The sequence below is a fragment of the Candidatus Zymogenaceae bacterium genome (assembly GCA_016931225.1).
Classification (GTDB): Bacteria; Desulfobacterota; Zymogenia; order Zymogenales; family Zymogenaceae; genus JAFGFE01.
The window spans coordinates 49,704-61,258 of the sequence record JAFGFE010000009.1; the positions used below are offsets into that span (position 1 = coordinate 49,704).

General features: G+C 55.0%; 11 protein-coding genes. 10 read left to right on the forward strand and 1 reads right to left on the reverse strand.

Annotation, left to right across the window (positions count from 1 at the left end; all coding sequences use genetic code 11):
* The first annotated feature begins 160 nt into the window (after window positions 1-160).
* The 5 genes from JW885_04020 (at window position 161) to JW885_04040 (ending at window position 6,047) form a co-directional block, all read left to right on the forward strand.
* On the forward strand, window positions 161-835 hold the full coding sequence (locus JW885_04020; protein ID MBN1881319.1) for an NUDIX domain-containing protein: 675 nt from the start codon (window positions 161-163) through the stop codon (window positions 833-835).
* A gap of 71 nt (window positions 836-906) precedes the next feature.
* On the forward strand, window positions 907-1,704 hold the full coding sequence (locus JW885_04025; protein MBN1881320.1) for a dihydropteroate synthase: 798 nt from the start codon (window positions 907-909) through the stop codon (window positions 1,702-1,704).
* A gap of 322 nt (window positions 1,705-2,026) precedes the next feature.
* Window positions 2,027-3,127, forward strand: coding sequence for a hypothetical protein (locus tag JW885_04030; GenBank protein MBN1881321.1), 1,101 nt, complete (start codon window positions 2,027-2,029; stop codon window positions 3,125-3,127).
* 354 nt (window positions 3,128-3,481) lie between these two features.
* Complete coding sequence (locus JW885_04035) at window positions 3,482-4,120, forward strand: cobalamin-dependent protein (protein ID MBN1881322.1); 639 nt, start codon at window positions 3,482-3,484, stop codon at window positions 4,118-4,120.
* A gap of 16 nt (window positions 4,121-4,136) precedes the next feature.
* A complete protein-coding gene (locus JW885_04040) occupies window positions 4,137-6,047 on the forward strand; it encodes a hypothetical protein (GenBank protein MBN1881323.1) in 1,911 nt (636 codons plus the stop codon).
* A gap of 82 nt (window positions 6,048-6,129) precedes the next feature.
* Here JW885_04040 and JW885_04045 read toward each other — a convergent pair whose 3' ends face one another.
* Entirely contained in the window at window positions 6,130-7,533 is a 1,404-nt protein-coding gene (locus JW885_04045) for an AMIN domain-containing protein (GenBank protein MBN1881324.1), read from the reverse strand.
* 254 nt (window positions 7,534-7,787) lie between these two features.
* Between JW885_04045 and JW885_04050 the strand changes: the two genes are divergently transcribed.
* The 5 genes from JW885_04050 to JW885_04070 all read left to right on the forward strand — a co-directional run bounded on the left by JW885_04050 (window position 7,788) and on the right by JW885_04070 (window position 11,555).
* The gene (locus JW885_04050; GenBank protein MBN1881325.1) at window positions 7,788-8,228 is read left to right on the forward strand and encodes a universal stress protein; all 441 of its coding nucleotides are present in this window, start codon (window positions 7,788-7,790) and stop codon (window positions 8,226-8,228) included.
* Between the two features lie 51 nt (window positions 8,229-8,279).
* The gene (locus JW885_04055; GenBank protein MBN1881326.1) at window positions 8,280-9,311 is read left to right on the forward strand and encodes an inorganic phosphate transporter; all 1,032 of its coding nucleotides are present in this window, start codon (window positions 8,280-8,282) and stop codon (window positions 9,309-9,311) included.
* Between the two features lie 160 nt (window positions 9,312-9,471).
* Window positions 9,472-9,948: a hypothetical protein gene (locus JW885_04060; GenBank protein ID MBN1881327.1), complete on the forward strand. Its 477-nt coding sequence runs from the start codon at window positions 9,472-9,474 to the stop codon at window positions 9,946-9,948.
* 107 nt (window positions 9,949-10,055) lie between these two features.
* Window positions 10,056-10,658: a DUF47 family protein gene (locus JW885_04065; protein MBN1881328.1), complete on the forward strand. Its 603-nt coding sequence runs from the start codon at window positions 10,056-10,058 to the stop codon at window positions 10,656-10,658.
* 72 nt (window positions 10,659-10,730) lie between these two features.
* On the forward strand, window positions 10,731-11,555 hold the full coding sequence (locus JW885_04070; GenBank protein ID MBN1881329.1) for a QueT transporter family protein: 825 nt from the start codon (window positions 10,731-10,733) through the stop codon (window positions 11,553-11,555).

Below are 11,555 nucleotides of genomic sequence, written 5' to 3' on the forward strand. Positions count from 1 at the left end.
GGGGTGCGGCCGGATTATTTTCATAAAAAAGACGCCGATACGGGGTGACATTTCACCGGATTGTTGTTATCGTAATACTATATGATTTGAGTTGAGAAACGTGCCTTCGCCCGAAACCGGACGAAATAGTGCTTCTCGGAATGAAAGGACATCGCACACCATGTCACCCAAACCTCCCGTAACTCCGAAGCCCGCCGCCACAGTGGTGCTGGTGCGGGAGGGGGAGGAGGGCCGAGAGGTCTTTCTAACCCGGCGGCCCGAGACAATGAGCTTTCTGGGCGGATTTGTGGTCTTCCCCGGCGGGCGGGTGGATGTCGTCGACCATACGGATATGGTCTTCGAGCGTATCACGGGTCTTGAGGATATCCCGCCCCTGCCGTTATCCGACTACGGCGACGTCCCCATCGATCCCCGTTCCTTTTACCCTGCGGCGATCAGGGAGCTGTTCGAGGAGGCGGGGGTGCTGCTTTTGGAGGATTCCGGCGGCAATCCGGTCTCCCCGGAGGTGGCGGAGCGCTTCCGGAGCCTCCTCCCGGTCTCATCCAAGCGATTCTACGAGCTGGTAGCGGAGCACAACCTCTACCTTCCGGCCCATAGGTTTGAGTTCGTCCAGCTCTTCGTTACCCCGGAGTTCTCACCCCAGCGGTTCTATACCGTCTTTTTAAAGACGATGCTCCCCGAGGGGCAGCGGGCGGGCATCGAAAACAGAGAGGTGACCGAGTCATTCTGGATATCCCCCGACGACGCCCTCGATGAGAAGAGCCGGGGCGTATTCAAGATGATCCTTCCAACCGTCATGGCCCTGGAGGCGGTGGGGGACGGCGCGGCTTTGTAGATTGACAAGGAAGATCGTCTGTGATAGGGTATGCGGAATTCGCATACCAGATATCCTGATGGAGACATACCATGTTGATTGTAGCGGAACGCATCAACGCCACCAGAAAGCGCATCCGGGAGGCCCTGGAAAACAAGGACGCCGCCCTGATCGCCGAGGAGGCGAAAAACCAGCTCGAGGCCGGGGCGGGCATTATCGACGTGAACGCCGGCGCCCACCCGGACCGGGAGGTGGAGGACATGACGTGGATGCTGGATGTGGTGCAGGACGCCGTGGACGCCCCCATCGCCCTGGACAGCTCCAGCAGTGAGGTCATCCTCAAGAATATCGACAAAGTCAAACAAACCCCGATGATCAACTCGGTGACGTTGGAGACCAAGAAATTCGAGGAGATGAAGGCGGTTATCGAGGCACGGGAGGCGGACATCGTGGCCCTGTGCATGGACGATAAGGGCCTCCCGAAAAACACCGATGAGGCCTACGACAACGCCGAGCGGATGCTTGCAGCCCTGGAAAAGCTGGGGGTGAAACGGGAGCGGATATACTTCGACCCCCTCATCCAGGCGGTCAGCGCCGAGCAGGACAAGGGAATCATCGCCCTGGAAACCATTCGGCGCATCCATGCAAATCTCGAGGGCGTCAATACCATATGCGGCCTCTCCAACATCTCCTTCGGCCTGCCCGAGCGGTTCCTGGTCAACCGGACCTTCATGGCGCTTGCCATCGGCGCCGGCCTGACCGCCGCCATCGTGGACCCGCTGGACGATAAGCTGATGACCGCCGTGATCGTCTCTGAGATGCTCGTGGGAAAGGACGACTACTGCAAAAACTATATGACCGCCTACCGGAAAAAGCGCATCGTTCCCTGATCGGCGCCACACAAATAGCATGAAGGAGGGAGGCGTCCCAAAAGACGCCTCCCTTTTTTTGTTTGGACGGGTCACGGGATCTCAGCCGGGGGCGGCGGTGTATCACTGTTTTAAAATAGGTGGGGTCGATATATCGATATTAATTCACCACAAAAAAGATCATTTTATTTTGCCGCGGGGCGGAGTTGTCCCTTGACTTACAGGATCGTCGATTCTAACATAGAAGATATCATCGCGTTGTGCTCTTCGTATTACGGGGGCACCGAACGCGGCTTGACTGCAGCACCCTTTAGATCTCATCTTTTTATCGTGAGGTGACGTCATGAACTCGTGGGAACGCGTAGAAAAAACCATCAATCTCCAGGAGCCGGATCACGTACCGGTGGGACCCTTCATGATCTGGCACCACGCCGACGTGGCAAAGGTGAGCTACTACGATTACTGCTGGGATATTAAAACCTTTTTCGAGGCGAGCAAAAAATCGTATGAGTTCTATGACCAGGGGTTCGACGTGATGAACCTGGCACCGATGCTGCTGGCCCATTCCAACATCAACCCGGTCCTCTATTCCGCCCTCTACTTCGACTGGCGCTTCCCGAAAGACTCCATCCCCCAGTTTTTCGAGAAAACCCAGGGGGATGAAACCCTCTATGACGACATCATGAATAAGGGTTTTTCGGTCCTGCGCACCTTCGAGCGGGTGGGGGTGGGGAGGGTCGTGAAGAACCTCACCATCGACGTCGTGAAGTACATGAGGGCCATGGGGAAGGTCAAAGAGACCTGGGATGTGGTCCCCTTCGGGGATATGGTCTCCTACACTCCCGCGGAGATCATGCTGTTCGCCCGTGCCAACAAGGGCTTCGTCGACCTGAAAAAACGCCCCGAGCGGCTCATCGAGCTCAACGAAAGATATACCGGAGACTTCGTCAAACGAACCATCCAGCTTGCCAAAATGCTGAAAGCGAAATATATCTTCATGCCGTCCCTCAAGTTCTCCGCGAGCTTCGTCAATCCGAAGATATTCGAAAAGATCCAGTGGCCCTGGTACAAACAAATGGCCGAAAGCTACACCGATGCGGGCTTCATCGTCCTGCTTCATCTGGACGGGGATTGGGCGCCGCTTCTGGATCACTTCACCGAGCTGACCCCGAAACGCTACGTGATGGAGCTGGACGTGACCGACATGAAAAAGGCCAAGGAGGTTGTGGGAAAGACCCTGTGCATCAAGGGGATGGTGAAACCCCTGACCCTGGCTCAGGGAACGCCCCAGGATATAGAGCGGGAGTGCAAGGGCTTCATCGACGATTGCGCCGCCGGGGGTGGATTTATCCTCAGCTCCGGGTGCGAGGCGCCGCCCAATACGAGACCTGAGAATCTCAGGATGATGATCAACTGCGCCCGGGAATACGGCAGATATCGATAATCCGACGGAGTGCAGCACCGCTCCTCGACTATCGGCGGCGTTTCGAGCTTTTCCCGCATACCGCGATGCGAAGCCGAAACGAACGGAGTACGGTGAGATATTTTATCGCCCGGATCACCTGTGGGGGCGGGCGACGGACCGACATGGTATTCGTCACAGCTTCAACCGGAAAAAATCACCGCCTCATCCCGTGATGCGGCGGCGCCTGGGAGCTGAGGATTTTTTATTTCACGTCGACCGGTTTTATGTTATGATACGCAGGACTCGGCTTTCAGAATCGTCCTCGCGTATCGGAGCCGATGAACCGTAGAGCGAAAACAATCACACAATTAATCCATACGAAGGAGAGCGGTCATGAGCGAGACTCTGCTGAAAGTGAAAGAAGCCATTGTTGAACTCGACCTGGATACGATTCAGGATGCGGTGAAGGCCTGCCTGGATGCGGGAGTTGCTCCCTGGGAAATCATCAAGGAGGGTATGGGTGACGGGATGGTGGTTGTGGGCGAGCGTTTTGAAAGCGGCGAGTATTTTCTCGCGGACCTGATTCTCGCCGGAGAGATAATGAAGGACGGCATGCAGATACTCGAGGAAAAGATGGACGCGTCGACGATGGGCAAGAAGGGCACGGTCGTTCTGGCCACGGTCAAGGGAGACATACACGATATCGGCAAGAACATCGTCGGTGTGATGCTCTCAGCGGCGGATTTCAAGGTGATCGATCTGGGTGTCGACGTTACCGAGACGGACATCGTAAACGCGGTCAAGGAAAACCAGGCCACGGCCGTGGGCCTGTCTGTGCTTTTGACCACCATGATCGGCAGCATCAGGGATGTGGTGGATGCGCTGTCCGAGGCGGGACTGCGGGACAAGGTCAAAATCGCCATCGGAGGCGCATGTACGTCTCAAAAACTGGCAGATGAGATGAAGGTGGACGCCTTCGGTGAGGACGCCGTGAAGGCGGTGAAGATTTTCGAGAATCTGGTGGCGGCCTGACGAGGATACCGTACATATGACGGCATTACGCTATTACCATAAAAAGGGCGCCTCGGCGCCCTTTCCCGTTTCCGTGGAAGAAGAAGCGGGGAAGAAGGTGTATCACTTCGCCGACGGATCGACGGTGACAGACACCGTTCGGGAGGTATCCGACGGCATCGACGAGATCACCCGCCGGTGGGACATTAAGGGACGGGGAAGGTACCGGCTGTTCTTCGAGCACGACACCGGGAGGTTCTTCGACGACTGGATCGTCCCCGCAGTACTGTACCGGGAGAACAGGGACGGCACGGGCCATTTCCCCCGGGGGGGGATCGATTCCGGCTGGGAGTTTCGCGAGGACCGGATGGGAATTCCCGGGGCGTTCTTCGCCGTGTCGGAAACAGACGTTGCGGGCGTCTTCGTGGAGCCGGCGGTGGGTCCCCGACATATCACCTCGGGGGGCATACGAAAAAGTGATGGGGGGCATGTACTCTTTGCCGCGCTTCCCGCCGTCGAAAGCCCCAAACGTTACATCGCCAAGGGCTTTCTGGGGCTGGCGTACGGGAGGAAAAAACCCCGGTACGTTCATTCCGATGGAACGCTGACGTATGAGCGAAAGTTTTATCTCTACCGGGGCGACCGCCTCGATTATTACCGGGTGTTCCGGGCCGCCGCAATCGCCTTCGGTCCGAAGGCGATTGCGATCACAGAGGAAGCACTCACCGAGCAGATCGAGCTGAGGAGGAGACACCTTTCCGACTATCTCTATTATGAGAAGGGAGACATTTTTGGCATCCGCCGGGGTAGGAACAACGGCTTTCTGCTCCAGAGGACCATTTACGACGTGGTCGGGGGTGGATTCCTCGAAAAGGGTATCCAGGGGGCGTATCTTCTGCATCGCCTGGGCGAGGAGGAGAAGGCGAAGAAAATCGCCGACTTTCTCCTGGAGGGAAGGCTTGAAAACGGGCTGGCCTGGGTCTGCTATCACCTCAGACAGAAAAAATGGGGCGGGGCGTTCCTGGCGTTTCCCCGCTATTTGACCGAAAAGGTCCCCTTGAGGCCCCTGGGAGAGATGGGCGTTCACTACCTGAAGCTCTATCGCCTGACAGAAAACAAGGAGTATCTCGACTATGTCGCCGCCGCCGCGCGAATATTGATGGACAATCAGAAGGATGACGGAAACTTCGGCAGGGTGGTGAACCTTGACGGCTCGATCTTCGACGATCGGGGCACAAACGGCGCGTATATCGCCTGGATGCTCCTCGACCTCTTCGAGGTGACCGGCGAAGGATCGTACAAGGAGAGCGCATTGAGGTCGGTGGAATATTATATAAAGAAGGTGGTGGAGGAGGGCGAATACCTGGCCGACGCCCTGGACAGCGACTGCATCGACAAAGAGGGGGGCGTTATTGTCCTGAAGCTCCTGCTCAGGACGTATGAAGTCACCGGGGATCGGAGGTATATCGAGGCGGCGGTGTCCGTGGCCGATTATGTGCTGCACTGGGTATGGAGTTATGATGCGGCCTTCGATCCAAAAACGCCTCTGGGAAGGGAGAAGGTATCCACGTTCGCGATGACGTCGGTGTCGGTGGCCCACCATCATTTGGATTTTTACGGTGCGGAGATCGGCGTTGATCTTCTGAAGCTGGATATATACCTGGGAGAGGATCGGTATCGGTTTATCGCCCTGCCGATGATATCGTGCTGTTTCCAGCTCTTGAACGGATTTCAGGGCAGAAAGAATCTCCAGTTATCCGACATCGAGGGGTGGCAGCCGGAACAGCTCAACCAGACGGACTGGGATATGCTGCATCCTTTGGTTCGCGGCGGCAGGGGGACTTACAAGGTGCTTATCGCCTGGAATCAGGTATTGGTGCTGGGCGCCCTGGTTGAGCTTCGTGATCTGTTGAAAGAAGGCAAACTGAGCCTCTCGGAGACAGATTGACGGTGTGAGACGGACAGCCCGGAGGGAGGAGGGAGGAAAGATCCCCGGACCGCGTATTGTTCTCAGGAGACGATGGGGCGTTTCAGTGCATGATGTCGACGACCACCCTGTGCGGGTCCGACAGGGTGAAGATGCGGTAATCCCGGGGAGTTTCGAGGTCCATCACGACCCGGACCGTTTCGGAGTTGTACTGGGACCAGCGTATGGCGTGAACAAACCCATCGTCGATATCGATGGGGCCGGTGCGATCGAGGGACAGTTCCGCACCGAAGACGTCGATGTATATCCGGGGCGGCAGGCCCCGGTCGCTGTTTTCGGGCAGCCTGGAATCAAAAAAAGCGGCGGCATTGTCGGTATCCAGAACGATGCGGGTGTGGTCGGTGTCGGTGAAATACCGGATGCCGGTGACCACGGTCGTCGACGCCAAGGGTGCTGCGGGTGTCAACATGCGGGTTCCTCCATTGTCTTCCTGATATTTTGAATATAACGAATCCACCGGGCTCGACGGACTCTCCGGACGGGAATCTTCGGGCACCGGAGGTACGGTTGTCGGTTGGGGAAGCCCGTCGGTATACACCGGTGACGCGGCGTCATACACCCGTTCGTCGTTATCGTGTGTGGAGCCGATATCCTCCACTTCCGACAGGGCGGACACGGGCAAAAGGAGCGGCTCAGGGTTTTCCTCTTCCGGGGGCGAGCCTTCCGATTCCAGAGATCCGATGCCGAAGGATTCCTCGGCATCGTTCGTCGGTATCGACGTTTCGGCGGCGATGACCGGTTCAGGGGAGGACGGTGCTTCCGTGACCGTTTCGGTTTCCGTCGGTGCCGGCTCGGTTTCTTCGGGAACGATGGTTTCGGGAACGATCGTCTCCTCGGCGATGATGGTCTCTATCGGATCGACGGGCGTGTTTTCATCGTTCGGATTCGGGATATCAGTGTCCGCCGGTTCCTCGGTCTTCCTGTTCTTCCTTTTCTCTCTTCTGGATTCCTTTTTGGACGGCTCCTTTGTCTCTTCGACTTCCGTGGTTTCGGTTTCCTCCGGAATCAACAGCCCCGCCAGGTTCGTCTCGGGGGTCACCCGAACAAGACAGTTATTCGTGCGAAGATCGTCTATCTCTAAAAGTTTTGTTCGGGATTCATCCGCAAGCTCATGATCGGGATAATCCGCAATGACCCGCCGAAAGGCCTTTTCCGCTTTCAGCAGCTCTCCCAGGGTGATGGAGTAGGTAAACATCTCCATGTACAGCTCGCCCTGGCGAAAAATCGCAAGCGGCGCCTCTGGAGAGTCCGGATGATCATCCACGACTTCCTCGAAAGATGCAATGACCTGGGTCCACAGGGATTTCGTGGATGAGCGCTTTTCGGATTTCAGCAGTGCCTGGTATTCCGCCTCGGCCGAGACCAGGTCGTCGGCGGCTGAACCGGCAAACGCCGTCGGGGCGATGAACAGTATAATCACCATCGCCCATGTGAAGCATCTGTTCATACTTTGAATTCTATATAATATATCTTAAATATGATGAAAATATCATATAATTATATATAATTACGTATCATATATAATATAATTTATCAAATTTGTCAAGGCAATAATACAATTCCTCTTGATTTTAACAGAGCCGATATGGTACCATGCGATGACGGAGTATCGGAGCGAATGGTCCTTCCACGCATTGTTTTCACTGTTTCTCAATGTATTATGGAAATCTCACAGAAGGCCTCAGGAGGTGAATAGTTTGTATGGATATTAAAAGAATTCTCGTACCGATTGACATCGCCTATTCTTCAGAATTGCTTGCGGAGTACGCTCGAACGGTCGCGGAAAAATTCGGGGCGGAGCTTATCGTGATGTATGTGGCCCGGGATGTTGAGGATCTCGGGAGCCTTCAGATACCTCATATATCCATAGAGAAAATCGAAGAGGAAGTCATCAATGCCGCTCACAAGAAGCTCACTTCTTTTTGCGAAACATATTTCGCCGGGAACGTAAAATATGAGGTTGTAATACGCACAGGAAACGCCTATCGGGAAATCAGCGCCATCATTCCCGAACTGAACATAGATCTTGTGATTATGGGGGCCCACAGCACGGAAGGCATTGACCGTTTTTTCTTCGGCAGCACGGCGGAGCGGGTTCTCCGGGGTGCGATTTGTCCGGTTTTGACCGTAAAGCTCATCTGACCACCGCATAGAGGGAGGGGACGCGTTATAGAATCGGTATTTCTGGTCCTGGTGCTGGCCGTTGTCGTCACAGCCCTGGTCTTTGAGTTCACCTGCGGTTTTAACGATTCAGGCGGGATTGTGGCCACGATGGTATATACCGGGGCCATGGGAGTCAGGACGGCGCTGATTCTGGCCGCCTTTTTCGAATTCATCGGTGCGGTGTTTTTGGGAACCGCCGTGGCCGCGACGTTCACTACCGGCATCGTCAGGGCCGGCGATATCGATGTGCTGGTGGTGTTTTCGGCCCTTCTCGGGGCGTTGGTGTGGAATATAACCGCGGCTCTCCGGGGAATTCCCTCCAGCTCCACACATGCACTGATCGGCGGAATACTGGGGGCGGTGCTGATATCCGCCGGATACGACGCGATCCGCTGGTTCAAGATAGCCCAGGTGTTGCTGGTGCTGATCATGTCTCCGATTATCGGGCTTTTGGGAGGGTTTTTGCTGACCCGGCTTTCGTATTTGCTGTTCGGCCGGGTTTCACCGATGAGGGTGAGGAAGCTGTTTCTGCGTACGCAGGTTTTCAGCTCCGCCGCGCTGGCGCTGAGCCACGGCACAAACGACGCCCAGAAGACAATGGGAATTATCACCCTGACCCTTGTGATTCTCTATCCCTTGTCTCCGGAGGTGGTGGGACTGTTCTACAGGGGGGGCGGCGAGTTCTATGTGCCGCTGTGGGTCAAGGTGAGCTGCGCCGGGGCCATCGCCCTGGGGGTGCTGATCGGCGGGTCGCGCATCATGAAAACCCTGGGGGGGAGCATCTATAAGGTGCGCGCGGTACACGGATTCTCGGCCCAGGCATCGTCGGCGTCGGTCATATACGCCTCGGCGCTGCTCGGATTCCCGGTGAGCACCACCCAGGTGATATCATCCTCCATCGTGGGAGCGGGCACCGCCCAGAGGGTGAGCGCCGTTCGGTGGAACGTCGTATGGAACATTATCGCCACCTGGTTGATTACGATTCCCGCCACGACGGCGATAGGCGGTGTGATATATTTTTTACTTCATTATACTTTTGTGACACGATATGGGCTTTTTTGAAACATATATTTCGTGGTACAGATATTTCTCAAATATGGGAATATAAAAATAATTTGATGTGATCACCGACAATGTAACGGAATGGGTTGATCGGGGGGTATGGAGACGATGCATCGTTGTTTGCAGCATGTGGGGAAATGTAGCGGAGGGGAGGATTAGAGTGTTAAGACAGACAATTATTTTCATAACTATCCTCTCCAGTATTTTTATTGCTATGATTGTGCATGCGGCGGAAAACAAGGAAAATGTTTTTATCACGACACAATGTTATGAAGCCGTAAAGATCGGCGACTCAAAAACAGAGATACTCTGGGAGGTGCGGGTATTCAACAACAACGATCACGCGGTAACGGTTGTTCTGGAAGCGTGCTTTTATTGCAGAACCGGCCGTGGAAATTCAATAATGGATAAAGACACCTCAGTGATCACATTGGCGCCGAAAGAGGCGAAAACCCAAAGCCAGACATTTTGTGCAAGTGGATTGTTGAGAGACGCCGTTGATTCTTCGATGCCGGTGGACCTCGTTGTGGAAATCATAGAGGTTGATTTTGAATTGGAAGAAAAGGAAGACATATCGGGAAATACACTGTCGTTTGAGATCGTGGAAAGGTCGTTTGTCAGTATTTTTGAAAATTGAAACATGTGAAAGAGACATGGAAATCTGGAGCGTAAGCAGAATCAAGAGAAATCCAGATAGTTGCTGTTATAAATATACATGTATAAATAGAAATTTTGGAATGATCCATGGGCTTTTTTAAGAAGAAACCGGACTTTTTTTTGTTGCTCCTCGATCAGGCGGAGAAGGCCAAGAAGGGGCTGGAGGCGCTGAGGGAGTTTGCGGAACACCCGTGCGAGGGGTGCGCCAATCGGGTCAAGCAGTTGGAGAGGGAGGGGGATGAAATCAGGCGGATCCTCATCGAGGAGCTGAACCACACCTTCGCCACGCCCATCGACCGGGAGGACATTTTCCAGCTTTCCCGCGCCCTGGATGACGTGCTCGACTATGCGAACTCCACCGTCATCGAGCTGGATATCTATCATGTCGAGGCCGATGACCACATCAAGCTGATGATCAGTATCATGATCAAGGCCGCCGAGGAGCTGGTTCTCTCCATCAAGCACCTGCAGAACTACCCGAAGATCGCCAACGACCACGCCGTGAAGGCCAAAAAGAACGAAAACTACATGGAGAATGCGTATCGGCAGGCCCTGTCGGACCTCTTCAAGGGGGAGGACCCGGTTTACATGCTCAAGATGCGGGAGATTTTTCGTCACCTCTCAAACTGTGCGGACCGGGGCGACGAGGCGGCGAACATTATCCTGAGCATTGTCATGAAGACGACCTAGAAAGGTCGGACAGGGGGATTCCTGTCTCATAATGAATCCAAGCGTTCACTCTGTTCATAAAGGATGTATGAGATGAAAGAGATCTTTACCCAGTGGAAGTACACAAAGATGGTGGTGCTGACGGCGTTGACGGCGGCCATTTATGTTGCGGTGATGATTCCGTTCAAGATCGCCACCATCATTCCCGGTTTCACGGAGATCAGGCCGGGCGTCGTGGTGCCGGTGGTATTCGGGATGTTCTTCGGTCCCGCGGGGGCATGGGGCGCCGCCATCGGCAACCTCATCGGTGACATATTCGGCGGCATGCTCACGATCATTTCTCCCTATGGATTTGTGGGGAATTTTCTGCTCGGGTTTATGGGCTACAAGCTCATGGAGAAGTGGGGGTGGCTTAAGGGAGGTGAGGGCTCCTACGGCGTCATCGGCGATGACGGCGCATTCAAGAAGGTCCTCCAGTTTCTTCTGATCGTCGTTCTCTCCAGCTCCGCGTGTTCTCTGGTGATTTCCTGGGGGATGGATATTCATAAGGTCTTTCCCTTTGCGGTGTTCGCCTCCATCGTCTTTTTCAATAATATCCTGATGCCGGCGATCCTGGGCGTCGTATTGATCGGTCTGCTTGCCCGGCGCCTGAACCGCTGGGACCTGGTATGGGTGGACATCATGGATGAGAAGGACCGGTCCGTATCCCGGTTCCCCAAACTGGGGGGGGCGCTGATGTGGATCGGCGCCGTCGGCGGCCTGGTGCTCTGTTTCATCGTTTCGGTGGGCATCTATAACGCCGATTTCCTGGTGACGGAAAACCTCGTGCCGGGACAGATGGAGGGACTCGGAGGGACGGGTGTGCCGATCATCGGACTGATCGCCCTGGTGATTATTCTTATCGGCGCGATGTTGTAG

Bases quoted from the DNA above. Each gene is read 5' to 3' on its own strand.
- JW885_04030 (MBN1881321.1), top strand. From the start codon at position 2,027: ATGAACTCGTGGGAACGCGTAGAAAAAACCATCAATCTCCAGGAGCCG.
- JW885_04020 (MBN1881319.1), top strand. From the start codon at position 161: ATGTCACCCAAACCTCCCGTAACTCCGAAGCCCGCCGCCACAGTGGTG.
- JW885_04045 (MBN1881324.1), bottom strand. From the start codon at position 7,533: ATGAACAGATGCTTCACATGGGCGATGGTGATTATACTGTTCATCGCC.
- JW885_04065 (MBN1881328.1), top strand. From the start codon at position 10,056: ATGGGCTTTTTTAAGAAGAAACCGGACTTTTTTTTGTTGCTCCTCGAT.
- JW885_04070 (MBN1881329.1), top strand. From the start codon at position 10,731: ATGAAAGAGATCTTTACCCAGTGGAAGTACACAAAGATGGTGGTGCTG.
- JW885_04035 (MBN1881322.1), top strand. From the start codon at position 3,482: ATGAGCGAGACTCTGCTGAAAGTGAAAGAAGCCATTGTTGAACTCGAC.
- JW885_04040 (MBN1881323.1), top strand. From the start codon at position 4,137: ATGACGGCATTACGCTATTACCATAAAAAGGGCGCCTCGGCGCCCTTT.
- JW885_04050 (MBN1881325.1), top strand. From the start codon at position 7,788: ATGGATATTAAAAGAATTCTCGTACCGATTGACATCGCCTATTCTTCA.
- JW885_04025 (MBN1881320.1), top strand. From the start codon at position 907: ATGTTGATTGTAGCGGAACGCATCAACGCCACCAGAAAGCGCATCCGG.